Source organism: Vibrio algivorus, assembly GCF_030161215.1.
Taxonomy (GTDB): Bacteria; Pseudomonadota; Gammaproteobacteria; order Enterobacterales; family Vibrionaceae; genus Vibrio; species Vibrio algivorus.
In genome coordinates this window covers 478,276-501,963 of record NZ_BSPV01000004.1, presented here as the reverse complement: position 1 = coordinate 501,963, position 23,688 = coordinate 478,276, and the positions used below count along the sequence as shown (strand labels likewise).

Genomic DNA, 23,688 nt, shown 5'->3' with positions numbered 1-23,688 from the left:
TATTGCTCTCTGTTATTACTCTACTTATATATTAGATTGTCATTGTTATATCTGTCTTTTTCGGCGTTACCGTATAACGTTTGGTACAGACCATCTTCAACCAATAGCTCTCGATGAGTGCCACTTTGAATGACTTTGCCGTCTTCTAGAACATAGATAAGGTCTGCTTGTTGTACCGCAGACAAACGATGGGCAACGATAAGAGTAGTGCGTCCGTCAAGAAAGGTATTCATCGCTTTATGTAGTCTTGATTCTGTCGCAGTATCTAAAGCTGAGGTTGCTTCATCTAATATCACAAATTGCGGATTGGTTAATAGCATACGAGCAATCGATAATCGCTGCCTTTGTCCGCCCGATAATCGAACGCCTTGTCGACCTACTCGGGTATCTAAACCTTCAGAAAGCTGAGTGATCACATCATCTAACTGGGCCACTTCCAATACATGCCATAAAGCACTATCGGGAAAGTCACTACCAAGTGTCAGATTTTTCCTGAGGGTGTCATTAAATAGGATAGGTTGCTGTAATACAACTGCTATTTGATCACGAATTACTTCATAACCAATGTTATCAGCATTTTCACCGTTAAATTGAATTACGCCACTTTGTGGTCGGTATACACCGATAAGTAGCTGAATTAACGTTGATTTCCCACCACCGCTTGCACCAACAAGTGCCACTTTTTTACCTGCAGGTATCGCTAGGCTTAAATGGTTTAACACTTGTGACTCATCGTTGTAAGCAAAGCAGACATTATTGAGTTTGATATTGACAGGCTTATCTGTTTCAAATGGGTTAACTGTCGATGTTGGGCGGTGTTCTTCTTCCATTTGTAATAATAAATTGATGCGCTGTAATGCCGCTTTAGCGCTGTACCATGAAAACTGAACGCCTAATAGTTCTTGAACTGGGCCTAACATAAACCACAAATAACCAAAGACGGCAAAAATTTGACCAATGGTCAGATCGCTAAATAACACCATTAACATGGCGACAGCACGGAACAATTCAAACCCTAGAAGGAAGAGTAGAAAGGACAAACGTCCAGCAGCTTCAGATTGCCAAGCAAATTTATCGGCATCTTGGCGTATCTCATCAGCCTGTTGCTTTAATTGTTCTAAATAGAGCTTTTCTTTATTTGATGCTCGTAATTGATAAATACCATCAAGTACTTCAATCAAACGGTTCTGAAAACGTTCAAAAGATTGATTCTCTTTTTGTTTCAGATGCTTAACCTTGCTACCAAGCTTGCGAGAGAAGTAAATGACGATAGGGTTGACCAATAAAATAAACAAGCCTAATCGCCAATCTAACCAAAGTAATACGATGGCGGTACCAAAAACAGTTAAAAAACTAATGATGAATTTACTAAGAGTGGTCCCAATAAAAGCATCTATGGTTTCAACATCGGTAATTAAGTGAGAGTTAATGCCGCCACTACCACGGGTTTCGTATTGTTGAATACTAATTAATCCGAGTTTATCGAGCATTTTAGATCGAATGTGATAGGTGATGGTTTTTGAAACCAAAGTAAACTGTCGGCTTTGCACAATATTAAGAAGTTGGCTTACAGTACGCATTAGTACGATCAGCAAAAAAACAAAACCAATATACCCGGTTGGGTTTTGTAACGAATGGGGTAAAAGCGCATTCATAAACTCAATACCACTAGATGGTTTGTTGAGTAAGACTTCATCTACCATTAAAGGCATTAATAAAGGAATCGGCACACTGATAATAGTCGCCAAAATTGCTACCACATTGGCAAAGATTAATTTACCCTTGTGTTTCTTAACTTGAGTGAACAACCAACTCTGGTTAATTAAATGCCTATCGTTATTATTCATATTTGATAATGATTCCTATTTGCAATGTAAGGCATTGTACGTAAATTGAAAAAAAGATGGAAGACAAAGCATGAGTCTAAAGATGTACCAGCGTATTACAGCCCAAGTAAAAGCATTAATTGAATCTGAACCGGATCTTATTGCTAACTTAGCTAATATTAGCTCGTTATTGAACATGGAATTAGAAGAAATTAATTGGGTAGGTTTTTATTTGTTAAAGGATGACCAACTAGTATTGGGTCCTTTTCAAGGGTTACCAGCTTGCGTACGCATTCCATTAGGTAAAGGTGTGTGTGGCACGGCAGCAGCAGAGAATAGTGTACAGCGTATTTATGATGTTCATCAATTTGAAGGTCATATTGCTTGCGATGCCCAAAGTAATTCGGAACTTGTTATTCCATTTTCGGTCAATAATAAAGTGGTTGGCGTTTTAGATATAGATAGCCCTAATATTGGTCGTTTTTCGGAAGAGGATGAGCAAGGGTTAGTCGCAATGATGAAAGAAGTTGAGCTAATTTTGCAAACTCACTTTAAATAATAGTATTAAATGTGCATTTTTTGAGTGAAAAAAACTTTTTATTAGCATATGGGCATAATAACCTATGTTAATTTGCACGTGTTGGTGGTTTTTCGCTTCCATCTCACTATAATAGCGTGAATTATTTATACGAACACCCGTGCGGATGAGACCGCACCAACCAGGAACCCTCATGGAAAACACTGAAAAGTTAAAGAACAGCAAAGAAGTCATCGCCTATATTGCTGAACGTTTCCCACTATGCTTTACTTTAGAAGGCGAAGCAAAGCCTTTAAAAATTGGTATCTTTCAAGATCTTGCTGAGCGTCTAAACGAAGATCCTAAAGTAAGTAAAACTCAATTACGTGCTGCTTTACGTCAATACACGTCATCTTGGCGTTATCTTCACGGCGTAAAATTAGGCGCAACGCGTGTTGACCTTGATGGTAATGCGTGCGGTGAATTAGAAGCCGAGCATGTTGAGCACGCTCAAACTACACTTGCAGAAAGCAAAGCTCGTGTTCAAGCTCGTCGTAAAGAACAAGCTGATAAAAACCGTGAAGAAAGAGCGGCTAAAGCCAAAGCAAAAGCAACACCAAAAGCACCACGTAAGCCAAAAGCTGAATCTAAGAAACCTGCTCAAAAAGCGCCAGTAGTTGAAACTCGTGAATTGAAATCAGATGAAATTCTCATCGGTAAAGATATCAATGTAAACATGGGTCAAGGCAACATGGCTGCAACGATTGTTGAGATTAATAAAGACGATGTTCGTGTCCGTCTTGCTAACGGCTTACAAATGGTCGTAAAAGCGGAGCACTTGCGCGTATAAAAGGATATTCCTACGCATGAATTGCCGATTAAAAGTTTCACTACTTGCTGCTAGCTTAACGCTAGCGGCAAATTCTGCATTTGCTGTGCAGCCGACGATCAGCGAGTCACAGATTCCTACTCTGACTCCTGAGTCTCAGCATGCAATTGCAAGTCAACGAGTCGCTAAACGTTTTACTCGTTCTCATTACAAACACTTCAATCTAGATGATGCTTTTTCTAAAGGTATTTTCGACCGTTACTTGGAATCTCTCGATTACAATCGTAATATTTTCACTCAAGCTGATATTGATAGTTTCAAACCATTTGAAACGGATATTGATGATCAATTGAAGTCGGGCGATACCAAAGCTGCATTTGATATGTTTAACTTATCAATGAAGCGTCGTTATGAGCGTTTTTCTTATGCATTGACGTTGCTCGATAATGAAATAAAGTTTGATACTGATGAGAAAATGGAGCTTGATCGCTCTAAAGCTGCATGGCCTAAGGATACAGCTGAAGTCGATGAGTTGTGGCGTCAAAGAGTTAAGTATGATGCGCTAAACCTTAAGTTGACTGGTAAAAAATGGCCAGAAATTAAGGAGTTATTAACTAAGCGTTATAATAATGCCATCAAGCGAATTACTCAGGCTCATAGTGAAGATGTTTTTCAAATCTACATGAATGCGTTTGCTCGCCAAATCGATCCACACACTAGTTATCTATCACCTCGTTCCGCGGATGAATTCCAATCTGAAATGAGTTTGTCGTTAGAAGGGATTGGTGCGGTTTTACAATCAGAAGATGATTATACCATCATTCGTTCGCTAGTAACGGGTGGTCCAGCAGCCGGTTCGAAAGAACTTTCTGAAGGGGATAAAATCATCGCGGTTGGTCAAGATGGTAAAAAGATGGTTGATATCATTGGAATGCGTCTTGATGATGTTGTGCAACTGATTAAAGGTCCGAAAGGAACCAAAGTTAACCTGCAGATCTTACCTGAAGGGAAGAATGCAAAAAGTCACGTTGTCACAATTGTGCGTGATAAAATTCGTTTAGAAGACCGTGCTGTTAAATCAAAAGTTATTGAAAAGAATGGCAAAACAATCGGTGTGTTAGAAGTTCCAAGTTTCTATGTTGGATTGGCTAAAGATACCAATAAACTATTAGCTGAGTTTAATCAGAAAAAAGTAGATGGTGTTGTCGTTGATTTACGTAACAATGGCGGTGGAGCATTAACAGAGGCTATTGATTTATCTGGTTTATTTATCACCCAAGGACCCGTAGTTCAAGTCCGTGATAGTTATGACAGAGTGAATGTTGATAGCGATACCGATGCTGTTGAACATTATGATGGCCCATTAACGGTATTAATTAACCGCTACAGTGCATCGGCATCTGAAATTTTTGCAGCAGCAATGCAAGACTACGATCGTGCAATCATTCTTGGTGAAAATTCTTATGGTAAAGGAACGGTTCAGCAACATCGTTCATTAACGCATATTTATGATACTTTCGATCAAGAATTAGGTTACGTGCAATATACGATTCAAAAATTTTACCGTATCAGTGGTGGCAGCACACAAAGAAAAGGGGTGTCACCTGATATTCCATTCCCAACTGCAATTGCGCCTGAAGATACAGGAGAAAGTGTAGAAGATAATGCTCTGCCTTGGGATCAAATTCCAGCGGCTAACTATACCCCAGTTGAATCGAAAGATGCATTACAAGCTGAAGTCGCGAAATTAACTACTTTACATAAGCAGCGTATTGCTAACGACCTTGAGTTTTCATTTATTCAGCAAAATATTGAGAAATATCAAGCAGAAAAAGATGATACTACGATTTCTTTAAATGAGAAGTTCCGTGAAGCTGAAGTCGATAAAGCGGATAAAGAGCGATTAGAGCGTGTAAACAAACGCCAAAAATTAGCAGGTAAACCAGAGTTTAAAACTTTGGACGATATCCCTAAAGACTATGAAGCACCAGATGCTTATTTAGATGAAGCTGTTTCTATTACTGCAGATTTATCAAATAGTTAGTTGTATTCGTTTTGTTTTACCTATATCAAGCGAGGCCATTTCGGTCTCGCTTTTTTTATTCAATTCAATTTGCCGCTCTTAAAACATACAACTATCCTTAATTCATAGGTTCAAGTCTTTTCCTTTTCGATATGCCTGAGTGAAGAGCCTTTATGTCGTATTTACAATGATATGGAGAGAGGCGGATGAAAAGTTTAATTGTGCTATTAAGTAGTCTTGCCTTAGGGGCTGCGGCGTTCGAGTCACCTAAAAAATATGATATGTTTTTGTTTGATAATCCTTTTTTGATTGGACAGTGGCATGTTATTAATCCTTCACCAGAACTAATCCCCGAAGATTTCCTATCTATTACTTTGCAATTAGAATCTAACTATCAGTTTGAAATTCAAATTAAGCGTAAAGATCATACTGTTCATTCATGGTCTGGAGAATATTCTGTGAGTAATGCAAAAATCATTTTGGGTACTCAGTCTGAGGCTCCTCAATCGTATCAATATAGTGTAAATGCCAATCAACTATTATTAAATGGTGTTGCGTTTAATAAAACGGTACCTAAACATTTATCCGGCTACTGGCGTAGTATTGAAGTAAAAGGTGGAGATGTTGCTTCTAGCTCAGTATCTGATATTGATTTGGTTCTATATCCCAACTTTTATTTTTCCATTCAATCCTTTAATGAGAAAGGTGATAACAAGTATCGCGATGGCGTTTACTATATAGAAGACAATTACATTTACTTTATCTATAGCGATGGAGAGCAATCATCTCAATTTGCATTAAACTCTGATCAGTTAGTGTTGAGTAGTCATGATGTGGATATGTATATTGCTTTTCAGCGCAGCAACCTCAAGCTTCATTGAAAAATAGCAAAGGCAGCTTAATAAATAATCATAATAGCTTTTGATAAAGTGTTTATTAGCATTTCTGCTGTGGGCTAATGGGAAATATCAATATTTTGTGCAAGAATGGTTTGACTCATTCGAACATGAAAAGGATTGAATATGACTCACCAGCCACAAGCTAAGTACCGTAAAGATTACACTTCTCCAGATTTTACGATTAGCGATCTCGATTTAACGTTTGATTTATTTGATCAAGAGACAACGGTTACTGCTGTCTCTAAAGTGATTAAGCAAAAAGATAACTCAACACTTACCTTAGACGGTGAGCATATGGAGTTGGCTGGTATTCAAATTGATGGAGTGGAGTGGTCAGCTTATGAGCTTACTGACACCAATCTTCATATTCATGACTTACCGAAAGAATTTGAATTAGCCATCATCACTAAAGTTAATCCATCTGAAAATACGGCATTAGAAGGCTTGTATAAATCTGGCGGTGCATTCTGTACTCAGTGTGAAGCCGAAGGTTTCCGCCGGATTACTTATTTCCTTGATCGTCCAGATGTGTTGGCAAAATACACCACTACCGTTATTGCAGATAAAGAAACCAATCCTTACTTGTTAAGCAATGGTAACCGAGTAGATAGTGGTGATCTTGATAATGGTCGTCATTGGGTGAAGTGGTCGGATCCACACCCAAAACCATCGTACTTGTTTGCTTTAGTAGCAGGCCAATTTGATGTATTAAGAGATCAATTCACGACAATGTCTGGTCGTAAAGTGGACTTAGAAATCTTTGTTGATCAAGGCAACCTAGATAGAGCACCACACGCAATGGCTTCACTGATTAATGCAATGAAGTGGGATGAAGAGCGCTTTGGATTAGAGTATGACCTTGATATTTATATGATTGTAGCGGTTGATTTCTTCAACATGGGCGCAATGGAAAACAAAGGTTTGAATGTCTTTAACTCTAAGTACGTATTGGCGAATGACCAAACTGCAACCGATACTGATTACCTAGGCATTGAAGCTGTGATTGGTCATGAATACTTCCATAACTGGACGGGTAACCGAATTACTTGTCGTGATTGGTTCCAACTGAGTCTGAAAGAAGGCTTAACGGTTTTTCGTGATCAAGAATTTTCTTCTGATCTAGGCTCGCGCGCTGTTAATCGTATTAATAATGTTCGCATTATTCGTGGCCCACAATTTGCTGAAGATGCCAGCCCAATGTCACACCCAATTCGTCCTGAAACAGTTATAGAAATGAATAACTTCTATACTTTAACCGTGTATGAAAAAGGTAGTGAAGTGATCCGAATGATCCACACCTTACTGGGCGAAGAGAATTTCCAAAAGGGTATGAAACTTTACGTTGAGCGCCATGATGGAACCGCGGCGACTTGTGATGATTTTGTTGCGGCTATGGAAGATGCATCTGGTGTTGATTTACAGCAGTTCCGCTTGTGGTATAGCCAATCAGGTACACCACAAGTAAAAGCGACAACAAACTATGATCAGCAAAATAGAACTTTCACTTTACAGCTGACTCAAGCAACGGCAGCAACACAAGATCAGCCTGAAAAACAAGCTCTACATATTCCAATGAATGTTGAATTATATGCCCAAGATGGCAGCATAATTCCTATGGTTATAAATGATAAACCAGCTGGCAATATATTGAATTTCACGCAAGATGAACAAAGTTTTGTATTTGAAAATGTCTCAGAAAAACCGGTAATCTCGTTACTGCGCGAATTCTCTGCACCAATTAAATTACACTACGACTATTCTGATGAAGATCTGATGTTCCTAATGGTTAAAGCACAGAATGAATTTGCTTGTTGGGATGCTGGACAGAACTTGATTGCTAAATATTTACGTCAAAATATTGCCGCATTTCAAACGGACAAAGAATTATCTTTACCACAGTCCGTGCTCGATGCATTTAAAGGTATTTTATTAAGTGAAACATTAGAGCCTGCCTTTATCTCCGAAATGCTTACGCTACCAAGTCAGAACGAAGTAGCAGGTTGGTTTAAACCGGTTGATGTTGATGCAATCGCTGAGGCACTAGGCTTTATGAAACGTGCCATTGCAGCAGAATTAGTTGAAGAACTGACTGCTATGTACCACAACTTAAAGCAAGATCAATATTCGGTAGAACATGATTGTATTGGTAAACGTTCATTACGTAATACTTGTTTAGCCTATTTAGCAGTGACAGATGAAGGTGAAAAGCTGGTCACAGCACAATATCAATCTGCAAATAATATGACAGATACAATGGCGGCGATGAGTTCAGCTAACCAAGCACAATTAGCTTGTCGTGAATCACTAATGAAAGATTTTAGTGATAAGTGGAGCCATGATGGTTTGGTTATGGATAAGTGGTTTATGTTGCAAGGAACGAATCCTGCAAATAATGCTTTAGAGATGATAAAGCAAACCATGTCTCATACTGCATTTAGCTTGAAAAATCCCAATAGAACGCGCAGCTTGGTTGGTGCTTTTTTCGGACAAAATCCAGTGAACTTCCACAAAATTGATGGTTCGGGTTATCAATTTGCCAGTGAGATTCTTATTCAACTGAATGAAAGTAATCCACAGGTTGCTTCTCGTATGATCGATCCTTTATTGAAGTATCGCCAATACGATGAAACTCGTCAGGTACTTATTCGTACTGAGCTAGAAAAGTTATCGAAACTTGAGAATCTGGCTAAAGATCTTTATGAAAAAATCAATAAGGCATTAGAGGCATAAGTCTAACCCTCACAACTTCAATATCATTAATGATAAATCTATAAGCAGTCTTCGGGCTGCTTTTTTCGTTTTATACCTTTGAGAAACAAAGCGATTTCGCTCTTTTAATTATAAAAGTTACCGATAAGTTAAGCTCTTTATAGCGAAAGTGATTATAACAAGTCGCTTAAACAGATGTTTCATTTTTACATTGATAATTTTGAAGTGGTTCCAATAAGTACCTAGGTCACATATTCGACTTTTATCCTGTATATCGCTAGGAAACCATTTAACTTTCTATCAATACTACTCTTACAATATACCTGTATCTAAATAACATCTGGCGGCTTTTGGAATAAGTAATTAAAGATTCTAACCAGTCGTTTTTTAGAAGTGTTTGGTACTGTTTTATAGCGTGAACAATATAAAAATAAATGTTCTACCCATTTTGTGGAGTGTAAAGATGCCAACGAGTGAAAAAGTCACCCCTGTATTACTTGAGAAAGTCTACCAACTCATACAGGACAAATTAGAATCCGAAACTCAGCCTTTAGTCAGCAAATTAGCTGAACATCTATACAGTAATATTTCGCAAGATGATCTTTTTCAAAGGAATGAATCTGATCTCTACGGTGCTGTTGTCAGTTTGTGGCAGCACATCCTAGAAAAAGACGCCGACATGGTGTCAGTGAAAGTGTTCAACCCAACATTAAGCCGCCAAGGTTGGCAGTCGAGTCATACGGTTATTGAGATAGTCGTACCTGATTCAGCATTCTTAGTCGACTCCATCAAAATGGCGATTAATCGTTTAGGGTTAACCAGTCACTTTATGGCCAATGCCCCCACTCAAATTAGTCGAAATAAAGGTGAAGTTGTTGCTATCAATGATGGACAAGGTGACATGCAATCTTTATTTCATATTGAAATAGATCGTTTGAATGACAAAGCTCGAATGTCAGAATTGAAAGAAGAATTATTGTCGGTTTTGAAAGATACTCGCTTAGTCGTTGAAGATTGGCACGAGATGAGTGACAAGTTACTACTTGCGATAAAAGAAACTGAAGACAATATAAAAAATATCCCATTAGAGAAAGAGCGATTACAAGAAGACTTAGCATTTCTACGCTGGCTTGGTGAACATAACTTTACCTTTATGGGGTACAAAGAATTTGAGCTAAAAGCCACAAAAGGGGACTTAGAGCTTAATCCATCTCAATCTCCTGCACTTGGTTTACTGAAACAAGAAAGTCGAATTCGCAGTTACAAACTATCTCAACTCCTTGAATCTGCAAGAGTGGAAGTCACCAAGCAAGAGCTGTTAGTTTTAACAAAAGGCAGTCATGCTTCTACTATTCACCGTCGTGCTCACACCGATTATGTTGGCATCAAAAAGTTTGATGATAAAGGTAAAGTGATTGGAGAGCATCGTTTTGTCGGCCTATACACCTCAGCGGTTTATAACCAAAGTGTTGGTAGCATTCCGCTTATTCGAGATAAAGTTGCGCGTATTTTGCAATCAAGTGGTTATCTAAAAGGATCGTATTCCTGGAAAGCGTTGCATAATATTTTAGAAAACTATCCAAGAGATGAACTCCTTCAAGCCACTGAAGAAGAGTTACTTGAAGTGGGGATGGGTGTCGTGCAAATGCAGGACCGTGATCTATTACGTCTGTTCGTTCGCAAAGACCCATTCGGACGTTTCTTTAGTTGCATGGTCTACGTAACCAAAGAGCGCTATAACACAGAGCTTCGATTCAAAACTCAGCAGATCTTTAAAAACTACTTTAAAAGCGATCAAGATGTTGAGTTTACTACCTACTTTTCGGAAAGCCCGCTAGCAAGAACCCACTACATAGTACGAGTGGATAATAATAATCAAGATATCAATGTTAAATCTATTGAGAGGGATCTGATGGAAGCGTCTTCATCTTGGGATGATCGTTTAACCCAATCTATTATGGGCAATTTTGGCGAAAATAAAGGTACTGAACTGGCTAAGCAATACCAAGATGCTTTCCCTCGCTCATATAAAGAAGCTACATTAGCTGGTGGTACAGCCGTTGCCGATATTGAGTTGTTAGAATCTTTAAATGAAGATAAAAAACTGGGCATGTTGTTTTATCGCCCGCAAGAAGTGAGAGCGGATTCAAAAGCAGTCCGTCTGAAATTGTACCATCGTGATGAACCAATCCATCTTTCTGATGTAATGCCAATGCTTGAAAACCTTGGACTTAGAGTGATCGGAGAATCACCATATGAGATCGAAAAAGCGGATGGGACGGTATTTTGGATCTTAGATTTCTCAATGTTGCACCGTGGTGATCAAAGTGTCGATCTACGTGAAGCGCAAGATCGTTTCCAGAAAGCGTTTGCGGCAATTTGGTCTGGCGATCTCGAGAGTGATGGTTTTAACAGATTGATTCTATCAGCGGGGTTAACCGGTAGAGAAGTCACGATATTACGAAGCTATGCACGTTACATGCGTCAAGTAGGCTTCCCATTTAGTCAACAATATATTGAAGATACACTTTCTAATCATCCTAAATTGGCACAAGCCTTAGTTGCCTTATTTGTGAAACGCTTTGATCCAAAAGTGAAAGTAAGAGGTAAAGGGGAAGAGAAACTGGTTGCTTCAATTAAAGAGCAATTAGAGAAAGTTGAAAGTTTAGATGATGATCGGATTATTCGTCGTTACATGGAAATGATCCAAGCAACCATTAGAACTAACTTCTATCAAACGGATGAAAATGGTATCGAAAAACCGTGGTTAGCGCTGAAATTGATGCCTAGAAATATCCCAGAAATTCCAGCCCCAGTACCTGAATTTGAGATTTTTGTTTATGCACCGGATGTAGAAGGTGTGCATTTACGTGCTGGTAAAGTTGCTCGTGGTGGGCTGCGTTGGTCTGATCGTCAAGAAGACTTCCGTACTGAAATTTTAGGCTTGGTTAAAGCGCAACAAGTTAAAAATACAGTGATTGTTCCAGTAGGAGCAAAAGGTGGCTTTGTTTGTAAGCGTCAACAAAACTTTACTACTCGAGATGAAATTTTTGCCGAAGGGAAGCGTTGCTATAAACGTTTTATTCGAGCGCTATTAGATGTATCCGATAACATTATTGAAGGCGAAATTGTGCCACCGACTAATGTGGTTCGACATGATGCTGATGATGCTTACCTTGTTGTTGCCGCCGATAAAGGAACCGCAACCTTCTCTGATATTGCCAACTCAGTTTCGGCTGAATACAATTTTTGGCTAGGTGATGCTTTTGCTTCTGGTGGTTCAAATGGTTACGATCACAAGGCAATGGGGATTACCGCTAAAGGTGGTTGGGAGTCGGTAAAACGTCACTTCCGCGAAATGGGTATTAATTGCCAAACCACTGATTTTACTTGTGTTGCGATTGGTGATATGGCTGGTGATGTATTTGGTAATGGTATGTTGTTATCTAAACATACTCGCCTCCAAGCAGCTTTCAACCACATGCATATATTTATTGATCCAAATCCAGATTCGGCAAGCAGTTGGAAAGAAAGAGATCGCTTGTTCAAATTACCACGATCGAGTTGGGAAGATTACGATCAAAGTTTGATCTCACAAGGTGGAGGTATATTCTCAAGACGCTCTAAGTCGATCTCGTTGACCCCTGAGATCCAAAAAATGGTCGGCACGCAAAAGCAATCTGTCACGCCAACAGAATTGATCAAGTTGCTGCTGAAAATGAATGTTGATCTACTGTGGAACGGTGGCATCGGTACTTACATTAAATCGTCAGAAGAAAACCATACTGATGTTGGTGATAGAGCCAATGATAGTCTGCGTATTGATGGCCGAGAACTACGCGCCAAAGTTGTCGGTGAAGGCGGTAACTTAGGCATGACGCAGCTTGGCCGTATTGAATATGCACTCACTGGCGGCCGAGTAAATACCGACTTTGTTGATAATGTTGGTGGTGTAGATTGTTCTGATAATGAAGTGAATATTAAGATCTTCTTGAATACGCTAGTCAGCAATGGCGATCTGACCATCAAGCAACGTAACGAAGTACTTAATAGTATGGAAGACGAAATTGGCGAGATTGTTTTAGAAGACGCGTACTGCCAGTCAGAGTCTATTTCGGTGAGTGAGCATCAAGGTACTGCTCAAGTGAAAGAGCAAATTCGCTTTATTCATGCATTAGAAAAGCTTGGCAAATTAGATCGCGCTTTAGAATATATTCCTGACGATGAAACCTTATTGGAGAGGGAAAAGCAGGGCAAAGGGCTGACTCGACCTGAGCTTTCAGTATTGATTGCCTACGCTAAAATGGTGCTTAAAGAGCAACTTGCTTGTGAAGAGATTGCCAATGACCCATTTAATGCACAATTGTTAACTTATTACTTCCCAACCAAGTTACGCCGTAACTATGGTTCATACATGGATCAACATCCATTAAGACAAGAAATTATCGCCACTTCACTTGCCAATCAAATGGTCAATGAAATGGGCTGTAATTTTGTCTCGCGCTTACATGATGAGACAGGGGCAAGTGTGATTGATATTACTAATGCCTATGTCGCTGCGAGAGAGATATTTGATGCTGGCTCTATGTTTGACAAGGTGCGAAGCCTAGATAATACAGCCACATCAGAAGTACAGTATGAATTATTGATGTCTTTACGCCGTATTTTACGCCGATCATCTCGTTGGTTACTAAGAAATCGTATGCTTAAATTAAGTGTTAATGAAATCATTAAACACTACCAAGCAGATGTGATTGCCGTTCAAACGAAAATCGATGATTACTTAGTCAAAGATGAAGTGAAAGAGCACAATCAGCAAGCTCAGTCTTGGATAAAACAAGGTGTAGACTCTGAATTGGCAAATAAGATCTCTCGTTTAACCAGCTTGTATTCTGCTTTAGATATTTCTACGGTAGCAGCTGAATGTGAGGTGACGATTGAACAAACCGCTAAGATGTATTTCACCCTAGGGGATCGATTGTCACTGCATTGGTTCTTGAATCAAATCAATAATCAACCGGTTGATAACCACTGGCAAGCACTTGCTCGTGCAACATTCCGTGAAGATCTCGATTGGCAGCAACGCAATTTAACATTACAAGTTCTTTCTTGTCGTTGTGATGATAAGCAAGCTAGGAAAGTAGAAAGTGAGTTAAGTGATTGGCTGGAATCTAATCGACCATCACTAGAACGTTGGGAAAATATTTTGAATGAGTTCAAAGTCGGTTCTGCACATGAATTCGCTAAGTTTTCCGTCGCACTTCGTGAGCTTATGCTTTTAAACTTAAATTGTGCCGCTAACAGGTGAACAAATAGGTGACCCTGTAACTAATGTTTTGTGTTTTAGCTTTGATTTCATCTATAGCAGTATGAGATCAAAGCTCTGCAAACGATTACAGTAGTATAAGACTGATAACAAAGGTATACTTCGCCCCGGAATTTCGGGGCTTTTTTGATCTTATTTGGAGGAAGTATGCTTTACCGTATCGCCAGAGCTGGCTTGTTTAAATTCAACGCAGAAACAGCACATGAATTAGCGATTAAGAATTTAAGAAGACTGAATGGAACACCTTTAGACTTTTTCTTCCGCCAAAACCTACCAATTCGTTCTGTTGAAGTGATGGGGTTGACATTTAAGAACCCAGTTGGCCTTGCCGCTGGCATGGATAAAAATGGCGAATGCATTGATGCCTTTGGCGCGATGGGGTTCGGTTTTTTAGAAATTGGTACAGTGACGCCACGTCCACAACCTGGTAATGATAAACCACGCTGCTTCCGAATTGTTGAAGCTGAAGGGATTATCAATCGTATGGGGTTCAATAATGAAGGTGTTGATGCACTTATTGAAAATGTTAAGCAATCAAACTTTGATGGCATCCTAGGCATCAATATTGGTAAGAATAAAGATACACCAATTGAAAAGGGTACTGAAGACTACTTAATTTGTATGGAAAAAGTGTATCCATATGCAGGTTATATTGCCGCTAACATTTCTTCTCCAAATACTCCTGGGCTACGTACATTACAATACGGTGAAGCCTTGGATGAATTATTGTCGGCCTTAAAAGAAAAACAAACTGAACTGGCTAAGCAATACGATAAATATGTTCCATTAGCGTTAAAAATTGCCCCAGATTTAACCGATGATGAATTAAAGCAAATCTGTGACTCACTGAAGAAGTATAAGATTGATGGTGTTATCGCAACCAACACAACACTGGATCGTACTTTAGTCGACGGTATGAAAAATGCCAATGAAACAGGGGGCTTAAGTGGTCGTCCTGTGCAATCGAAAAGTACTGAAGTGATCCGTCAGCTTTATAAAGAGCTAGGTGAAGAGATCCCGATCATTGGTGTTGGTGGTATTGATTCTTATGTTGCAGCAAAAGAGAAAATGATGGCTGGCGCAAAACTTGTACAAGTGTATTCGGGTTTCATTTATCATGGACCTAACTTGATTAAAGATATCGTTAAAAATATTTAATCCCGCTGTACCCCCAAATGATCTTAAGATGCTGAAACTCACATCTTGGGGTTACCTGGGTATAATTACCAAAAAAGCAAGAAAAAGTTCTCACCTTAAAATCCAATTTCAGCCTGAAAAGAGGAATATGTTTTCCTCTTTTTTTTTGCCTATCTGTTTGTACAATCAAAGAACATCTAACGGATAGACGAGAAGTGGAGTGTCTATTTCACTTTATTTTTGAAGAGGCTGAAACAATGCTTAAACCGAGTGATACATGGAAATGGTATTACAATGAGACCAACAAGTCCCTTATGCTGGATCTTGGGCGGGACATGGTTTTCAGCGTAAATCTTCCTCAAAAACTTCTAGTAAACAGTGCATTTCAAGAAAATGAATTTTCTGTTGATGATGCATCTAGCTACCACAAATTTAAACAACAAGTTGATGTACTTCCTTTATCAGAACCAAGAAAAGCAGAATTGGCATTAAATAGCGTCGCAGCTCGTCGCTTTCATAAACCAGTTCAACCTAAGAGTTGGTTCTTCTCTTCACAAGGCGGCGATTTTGCGCCAGAAGAGGGGGAGATTGTACATTTACGTAATTGCTTCTCTGAGGGCCATTTCATGGTGGTTGAAGTTGGAGAAAGCGCCAGTATTTGTGTCTCTGTCTCTTTGCGTGATTTCAGTCTTACAGAGTCCAAAGCGCTTAAATTTGGTGAACCAATTAAAGTGATGCACGATCGCTTTGCGAAAGCTAACTTACATACTCAGTTTGAAACTTATGCAATGGTAGGGTAATTACCTTATCTAAACCAGTTCGTTCCTTGTTGTTCATTCGGTCGGCCTTAGCGCCGGCTTTTTTTTGCCTAAAATTTCCTACCAATAGTTACTACCTTCAGTTAACGACTAGCTAAAAATCACATAAAACCAACTTAGTTTGGCTATTGATTCACCAACTCATCGCTATCAATACACAATTAAAACTGTGAATAGGGCAAAATAAAAGCAATACAAAGGCAGTTTTTAAACAAAAATGAAAGTTTTTTAAGCCTTATTTCATCGTATATCTTCCCTTTAAAGTGAACAAATTCCCCATTTAAGCTTATTTAGTAATAAATTTACACTGTAAAAACACCATTGGTATAGACCAATAATGTGTGCTTTATTGGGTGAATAAGTATTCACTTTCGTTTCGGTGTCGATATTTTATATATGCGCATGCTGCATATTTAAATAAAACGAAGTTAGTTAGTGCAGATGTGCTAGTTGTTTAGGATTTAAGTGCTGGAATGAGATGTGCAGGGGGATATTTGAAGTGCTGAATGATGAATGTGGAAAAATATGATGACTTTTCTGTGATATTCGGTGCTTAAAGCATGTAGGTGGTCGCATAAGGTAGGGGTTTCGTTATATAATCTGACTCCATTTATTACCGTACTGAAAGTTATAATGAATCAATATTTAGCGATAACATCTAATGGCCTTGAAAATTTGCTCGCTGATGAGCTGACACAACTAGGTGTTACCGATGCAAAACCAGTGCAAGCAGGGGTTCGATTTACTGCTACCAATGCACAACTTTACCGCTGTTGCCTATGGAGCCGCTTGGCTTCTCGTTTCGTATTAATTCTTTCTGAGTTTTACTGTAACGATGATATGGATCTTTATTTATCAGCCTCTGCAGTAAATTGGTCTTCTTATTTCTCGGTGAACAAGCGTCTAATTGTTGATTTCAATGGTACCAACCGCGAAATTCGCAACAGTCAGTATGGTGCGATGAAAGTAAAAGATGCCATCGTTGATAGCTTTACTAAAAAAGACTTAGGTCGCCCGGAGATCAGCAAAGATCAGCCAGATCTTCGCATCCATGTTCGTTTGCATCGTGATAGAGCGATTCTTGGTATTGATATGGTAGGCCGTGGTTTGCATCAACGTGGCTATCGTATTCAAGCCGGTGCAGCGCCATTAAGAGAAACCTTAGCGTGTGCGATTGTTAGCCGTAGTGGTTGGGATAAATCTCAGCCTTTACTCGATCCTATGTGTGGTTCAGGTACTTTGCTTATCGAAGCGGCTTTAATGGCTGCGAATGTGGCTCCAGGTATTCAACGCGCCACATGGGCTTTTGAGTCACTATATGATTTTGAATCTGAAGTTTGGGCCGAAATTAAAGCCGAAGCTAGTGTTCAAGGGCGTAAGGGTATTAAAGCGCTTGGTGAAAATCGTTTCTTTGGTATTGATAATGATCGTCGTGTTTTACAAACAGCCAAAGACAATGCCAAGCGTGCTGGTTTAGAAGGTGTGATTCAATTTAGCCTAGGTGATGCCGCTAAACTTGAAAAACCACAGGGCTTTACTGAAGGCGTGGTGATTTGTAACCCGCCTTATGGTGAGCGTTTAGGTACTGAGCCTGGCCTTATTGCTCTTTATACGTCGTTTGGTGTGCAATTAAAGAGTGAGTTTGCGGGGAGTCAGGCTTCTATCTTCTCTTCAAGTGAAGAGTTATTAAGTTGCCTACGTATGCGAGCGGATAAGCAATATAAATTGAGTAATGGTGCGTTACCGTGTCACCAAAAAAACTACTCAATTACCGCACGAGTGAATCCAAATGGTGAAACGTTGCGTCATTCTGAGAAAGAAGAGGCACAAATTGCTCCTGATTTTGCTAACCGTTTAAAGAAAAACTTAAGCAAAATAGGCAAATGGGCGAAACGTGAGCAACTCGATTGCTATCGTGTGTATGATGCAGACTTACCTAATTACAATGTGGCAATTGATCTGTATTTAGATCACGTCGTTATTCAAGAGTATGCGCCACCTAAGACTATTCCAGAAGAGGTGGCTAAGCGTCGTTTGACGGACATTATTCGTGCGACCATTCAAGTGTTAGGTGTTGATGCTAATAAAGTCATAATTAAAACTCGCGAAAAGCAAAAAGGCAAACGCCAATACCAGAAGTTATCGCAAGATTCTGAATACTTAAAAGTGAACGAATATGGCGTTCAACTATTAGTTAATCTGCAAGATTATCTTGATACCGGTTTATTCCTTGATCATAAATTAACCCGTCGTCGTTTAGGTCAAATGGCAGAAGGTAAAGACTTCTTGAATTTGTTTGCCTACACGGGTAGTGCAACGGTACATGCTGCGGCTGGTGGTGCGAAAAGCACAACGACGGTTGATATGTCGAATACTTATCTACAGTGGGCTCAACGTAATATGGAGCTTAATGGTTTTACCGGTGAAGCGCATCAATTTGAACAAGCTGATTGTTTGCAATGGTTACAACATGAAGATAGAACGTTTGATTTGATTTTTATCGATCCACCAACGTTTTCTAACTCAAAACGTATGGAGCAAACTTTCGATATTCAACGAGATCATTTAATGTTGATGGAAAATCTAAAGCGTCTGATGCGTGAAGATGCTGTTGTCGTCTTTTCGAACAATAAACGCTTATTTAAGATGGATCTCGATGGTTTAGAACAATTAGGTCTTAAGGCTGAAAATATTTCAGCGAAGACATTGCCGCTGGATTTTTCTCGTAATAAGCATATCCATAACTGTTGGATCATTACTCATCGTGGCTGAGTAATATACTTGTATACATAAGTTATTTGAGTATAAAAGTTAAATAACATAGGGGTAGAAAACAAAAGTGCTGACGCTGTACTCAACTTCGGGTTGTCATTTATGCGAATTAGCTTACCAACAGCTTGATACTTTATGGGGGGAAGATTCTCAACAATCTTTAGCGCATACAGTACAAGTGATTGATATTGCTTTTGATGATGCATTATTTTCTCGTTACGGTGTCACCATTCCTGTGCTTGCCTTACACTCACAAGATATACAAAACGACCAAAGTAACTTAAAACACCAAAATAACTTACAAAGCATTGTTAGTGAGTTATTTTGGCCATTCAATTTAGACGAATTACAAGCGTGGTTAAAACAAAATGGCATTAATTACCATTCATAACGGCCAGCTGGCTTTTGGCGATCATCCATTATTAGATAAAGCCGATTTTGCGCTTCAGCAAAACGAAAGAGTATGTTTGGTTGGCCGCAATGGTGCAGGTAAATCCACCATGATGAAAGTGCTTGCAGGCGAAATCATCATGGATGACGGCAAAATTCAAATTGAGCAAGATGTGGTGGTGTCTCGTTTAGAGCAAGATCCACCAAGAAATGCCGAAGGTACGGTTTACGACTATGTTGCAGAAGGGCTAGCGGAAGTCGGTGAGTTATTAAAAGAATACCAGCACCAGCTAGACATCATGGCGGAAGATCCGTCTGATAAGAACATTAATCGCTTATCTAAAATCCAAGAACAGCTTGATCATAATGATGGTTGGCGTCTTGAAGATCGCATTAAAAATATTTTGACGTCTTTATCTCTTGATGAACATACGTTACTGACGAGTTTATCTGGTGGTTGGCAACGTAAAGCTGCTCTAGCTCGCGCACTAGTGTGTGATCCAGATGTGCTATTACTTGATGAGCCAACTAACCACTTAGATGTCACCACGATTGAATGGCTGGAAGCATTTTTGAAAGACTTCCGTGGTTCGATTGTGTTTATTTCGCATGACCGTGCTTTTATCCAATCGATGGCAACACGTATTCTCGATTTAGATCGCGGAAAACTAAGTTCTTACCCTGGTAACTATGAACAGTATTTGATTGATAAAGAAGAAGCGTTGCGTGTTGAAGAAATGCAAAATGCGGAGTTTGATAAAAAGCTTGCTCAAGAAGAAGTTTGGATCCGTCAAGGTATCAAAGCGCGCCGTACTCGTAACGAAGGGCGTGTTCGAGCGCTTAAAAAGCTCCGTGAAGAACGCTCTGAGCGTCGAGAAGTTCAGGGTAAAGCTAACATTCAAATCGATGAGTCTAATCGCTCTGGTAAAATCATTTTTGAAGCAGAGAATCTATGCTATCAAATTGATGGTAAAACCATTGTAGATGATTTCAGCTTCAATATTATGCGTGGTGATCGTATTGCCTTAATTGGTCCAAACGGTTGTGGTAAAAGTACCTTATTGAAGTTGTTGCTTGATAAGTTAAAACCAGATTCAGGTCGCTTGCATTGCGGAACAAAATTGGAAGTTGCTTATTTTGATCAATATCGCGAAGTACTCGATCCTGAAAAAACAGTGATGGATAACTTAGCTGACGGTAAGCAGGAAGTGACGGTAGGTGGAAGAACTCGCCACGCATTAGGTTATTTGCAAGATTTCCTATTTGAACCGAAAAGGGCACGTACGCCGGTTAAAGCTTTATCTGGCGGTGAGAAAAACCGCTTACTTTTAGCGCGCTTGTTCTTAAAATCGAATAATTTATTGATTCTAGATGAACCAACCAACGATTTAGATATCGAAACATTGGAACTTTTGGAAGAAATTCTTGCCAACTATCAAGGTACTTTGCTTTTAGTGAGTCACGATCGTCAATTCGTTGATAATACCGTGACAACCAGTTGGATTTTTGAAGGTAACGGTAAGATCGAGGAGTTTGTTGGTGGCTACCATGATGCTCAAGAGCAACGAGCTCAAGTGTTGTTGGCTCGTGGTGTTACGCAACAAGCTTCTGGGAACGAAAAACCAACGAAAGCGGACAAAGTGGTTGAGAATACTCCCAAAATTCAACTAAATACTAACAAACCGAAGAAGTTATCTTATAAACTGCAACGAGAGTTAGAATCCTTGCCTCAAGTGCTAGAGTCACTGGAAGCAGAAATTGAACAATTACAAGCTCAGGTCAATCAACCTGATTTTTTCACACAGAGTAGCGACGAGACTCAAGCGATTTTGGATCGATTGAACGCTGCTGAACAAGAATTAGAAACTGCATTCGAGCGTTGGGAAGAGCTTGAATCAATGCAGGGCTAACGGATTAGAAGTTGACTTAATGCCAAATAAAATTTTTAAACTATCAATGGTGGCTGCTGCATTAATGGCAGCCAACTCTGCTAATGCGGCACTGTATAAAGTTGTCCGAGTAGATCCCAGTGTCAGCGCTAAACAGGTTTTTTCAAGTGCGATTAGTGATTCATCTACTGTTTCTGATACGGACCCTCTAGGCTGTTTTGCTGATAGCGCAAGCTGTACCGATGGGGATTACTTACTTGGTGGTGATACTCGACAAGGTGAAGATGGTATTTCTTACCGTGATGAAGTGCCGTTTAAGTATGATAATACTTTCACTTATCTAGATTATGGTGACCTGCGTAATTATTGCTACAACCAATTAGGTTACTCAACTTGTGATAGTTGGGCGGTTAAGCAATGGTTTGGAGCAAATTCAGAAAACTCAGAAGAAGATTGTGATTACAGCTTAACGGGAGGCTTATGCCAAGAGCGTCGAGCTTTTTATCAAGGATACAATGGTCGTAATGCTGTTGGTATTGTGGATGGCACAGAGGTTCCAGCGCCTATAGATTCTAGTTATATTCCTCCAGGCGGTACGCTACAGCAAGATAGTGCCAATGTCGTTGTGAATAAAGTTCTAGAGGATGGAAGTCCAATCGGAATCGCAAGCAGTGGTTATTATAATGTTGGTAGTAATAGTGTTCTAACTTACCGCCAACGTGGTTTTTATAATGATATTGTTTTACAACCAAAACAAGATGGTGACGCGATTGTAAAACAAATGGGCCGTACCTTTGCATATGATTCATTTGAATACCCAGTAGGTAGTGGGACACGATATGTCGTCGGTTCTGCCTCTGTAGCACCATTTGATAATAGTGATGATGATAAAAATTATTGGGGTGACTTGAGTAACTGTACTGATAGCACTACTTATCCAGATCCTGTCTTGCTAGCAGATTGTCAAAATTTCGCATTTGCCACTAAAGCTTATATTTGGAATAGTACTGATGGCGTGTCTGGTAAAGCGGTTTCAGGTTGGGATAATACCACTGCTGCTAACCATGATGAAGCTGCTGCACAAGGTAGCGCAAGAGCTGCTGCGATCAGTGACGTTACAGCCTATAATGGTCTGCCAGTCCTTGCTGGTTTTAACACTCATAAAGATGATGATAATTACTTAATGCAAGCGGCTATCTTCTATCCTAAAGACACGGTTGATCCTGCATTGACGGATGAGAACCAATGGGATTCAGTTTTTGTTCAAGGTGCTGAAGTAGAAGATGATGATGACTATATCTACAGCAATAGTTTAGTTAAAGACATCAATAAAAACTTGATTGCTATTGGTGAAGCGAAACGTAGCGGACGTTATCCTGAGAATGGGGCTGCTAATAATCGCTTATTCTATACTGATGCATCAGTAGGTAATGCTACTACTAAACCTACAGCTGTCTATCTTAGTGGTGATATCTTCTTTAAAGGTGCGGGTGGTGAAGCAAATGCCATTAACAACTATAACGAAGTGGTAGGTTCCATTGATGCTGAAGAAAGTCGTGAGTGGGATGGTAAACAGCGTCGTCGCCGTGGATTTATCGATCCTCTAAATGTTACAGGTACAGATGCTAGTCGTTTGGCTATTTTCCAAGGTAAATCTTGGTGGCTAGATAACCTAACGAATGGCGGTGCTGATTCTGATGCCAACAACGCATATCGCATTGTGAATGCAACAGGTATCAACGATGATGGCGTAATTTCAGCAACGGCTAACTACTGTGTTGGTGGTTATGATAATACCGATCATAATTCATATTGTGGTGATGGTAGTGGTACAGAGGAATTGGTTGCCGTTAAACTCGTTCCAATTGCGGGTGCAACAGTGGATGATATTGTACAACGTAAAGGTGGCCAGCCTAATGTTGAACGTGAGGGCGGTAGCTTAGGTTACTTCGCTTTAGCCTTACTTGGTTTATTAGGTTTCCGCAGAAAGAAAATTAAATCATAACGTTAACAAATTTAACATTATACCGAGGTTCACAAAATTGAATCTCGGTTTTTTTTCGCCTTGAGAAAATGGGATCTTTGGTCGATGCTTAATAAGTGGAATGTATATATCCTTCGTACTGGAAGTTGCAGCTTCATTGACGGTGTTCGCTTATCCCAATCATATAGATGAACTACTCTCATGGGGCTTCATTTACTTGTCGCCTCACTGCAACTTAAATTATTTTGGGTATAAATTGCCACAAGTAGTCATTTTGGTAATTATCAAAGTAAGAGGACCATACTATGAAGAGACAGAAACGCGATCGCCTAGAAAGAGCGCAATCTCAAGGTTATAAAGCTGGCCTTAATGGGAGATCGATGGATGACTGTCCATATCAGCAAATGGATGCTAAATCGAATTGGTTAGGCGGTTGGCGTGATGCAAGGGACGATCGTCAATCCGGACTGATTAAATAATTTAAGATCTTAAACTTAATAAGTTTAGTCGGTGCAGAATTAGGCTCCAGAGTTGGAGCCTTTATTATCAACCCTAACGCACTATAACTA

General features: G+C 39.6%; 14 protein-coding genes. 13 read left to right on the top strand and 1 reads right to left on the bottom strand.

Features of this window, described 5'->3' with window-relative positions; genetic code table 11:
* Window positions 1-20 precede the first annotated feature (20 nt).
* Window positions 21-1,847, bottom strand: a complete 1,827-nt coding sequence (locus tag QQJ93_RS08040; protein ID WP_089122994.1) for an ABC transporter ATP-binding protein — start codon at window positions 1,845-1,847, stop codon at window positions 21-23.
* A gap of 70 nt (window positions 1,848-1,917) precedes the next feature.
* Between QQJ93_RS08040 and QQJ93_RS08035 the strand changes: the two genes are divergently transcribed.
* The 13 genes from QQJ93_RS08035 to rmf all read left to right on the top strand — a co-directional run bounded on the left by QQJ93_RS08035 (window position 1,918) and on the right by rmf (window position 23,598).
* Window positions 1,918-2,385, top strand: coding sequence for a GAF domain-containing protein (locus QQJ93_RS08035; protein WP_089122993.1), 468 nt, complete (start codon window positions 1,918-1,920; stop codon window positions 2,383-2,385).
* Between the two features lie 172 nt (window positions 2,386-2,557).
* Complete coding sequence (gene proQ, locus QQJ93_RS08030; RefSeq protein ID WP_089122992.1) at window positions 2,558-3,193, top strand: RNA chaperone ProQ; 636 nt, start codon at window positions 2,558-2,560, stop codon at window positions 3,191-3,193.
* Window positions 3,194-3,209: 16 nt separating this feature from the next.
* Window positions 3,210-5,216 (top strand): carboxy terminal-processing peptidase, encoded by a 2,007-nt coding sequence (gene prc, locus QQJ93_RS08025; RefSeq protein WP_089122991.1) that lies wholly within the window; start codon window positions 3,210-3,212, stop codon window positions 5,214-5,216.
* Between the two features lie 185 nt (window positions 5,217-5,401).
* A complete protein-coding gene (locus QQJ93_RS08020) occupies window positions 5,402-6,076 on the top strand; it encodes a hypothetical protein (RefSeq protein ID WP_089122990.1) in 675 nt (224 codons plus the stop codon).
* A 141-nt stretch (window positions 6,077-6,217) separates the two neighbouring features.
* Window positions 6,218-8,824 carry an aminopeptidase N gene (pepN, locus tag QQJ93_RS08015; protein WP_089122989.1) on the top strand — a complete coding sequence of 869 codons (2,607 nt, stop codon included), beginning with the start codon at window positions 6,218-6,220 and terminating at the stop codon, window positions 8,822-8,824.
* A gap of 442 nt (window positions 8,825-9,266) precedes the next feature.
* Window positions 9,267-14,111: an NAD-glutamate dehydrogenase gene (locus tag QQJ93_RS08010; protein ID WP_089122988.1), complete on the top strand. Its 4,845-nt coding sequence runs from the start codon at window positions 9,267-9,269 to the stop codon at window positions 14,109-14,111.
* A 165-nt stretch (window positions 14,112-14,276) separates the two neighbouring features.
* Entirely contained in the window at window positions 14,277-15,287 is a 1,011-nt protein-coding gene (pyrD, locus tag QQJ93_RS08005; protein WP_089122987.1) for a quinone-dependent dihydroorotate dehydrogenase, read from the top strand.
* Between the two features lie 236 nt (window positions 15,288-15,523).
* Window positions 15,524-16,066 (top strand): cell division protein ZapC, encoded by a 543-nt coding sequence (locus QQJ93_RS08000; protein ID WP_089123590.1) that lies wholly within the window; start codon window positions 15,524-15,526, stop codon window positions 16,064-16,066.
* A 651-nt stretch (window positions 16,067-16,717) separates the two neighbouring features.
* Window positions 16,718-18,856 (top strand): bifunctional 23S rRNA (guanine(2069)-N(7))-methyltransferase RlmK/23S rRNA (guanine(2445)-N(2))-methyltransferase RlmL, encoded by a 2,139-nt coding sequence (gene rlmKL, locus QQJ93_RS07995; RefSeq protein ID WP_089122986.1) that lies wholly within the window; start codon window positions 16,718-16,720, stop codon window positions 18,854-18,856.
* A gap of 67 nt (window positions 18,857-18,923) precedes the next feature.
* Window positions 18,924-19,247 (top strand): glutaredoxin family protein, encoded by a 324-nt coding sequence (locus QQJ93_RS07990; RefSeq protein ID WP_089122985.1) that lies wholly within the window; start codon window positions 18,924-18,926, stop codon window positions 19,245-19,247.
* Complete coding sequence (locus QQJ93_RS07985) at window positions 19,225-21,156, top strand: ABC transporter ATP-binding protein (protein ID WP_089122984.1); 1,932 nt, start codon at window positions 19,225-19,227, stop codon at window positions 21,154-21,156. Before QQJ93_RS07990 ends, QQJ93_RS07985 begins: the two co-directional genes overlap by 23 nt.
* 19 nt (window positions 21,157-21,175) lie before the next feature.
* Window positions 21,176-23,140, top strand: coding sequence for a DUF3466 family protein (locus QQJ93_RS07980; RefSeq protein ID WP_089122983.1), 1,965 nt, complete (start codon window positions 21,176-21,178; stop codon window positions 23,138-23,140).
* Window positions 23,141-23,424: 284 nt separating this feature from the next.
* Window positions 23,425-23,598, top strand: a complete 174-nt coding sequence (rmf, locus tag QQJ93_RS07975; protein WP_027695907.1) for a ribosome modulation factor — start codon at window positions 23,425-23,427, stop codon at window positions 23,596-23,598.
* The last annotated feature ends 90 nt before the right edge of the window (window positions 23,599-23,688 follow it).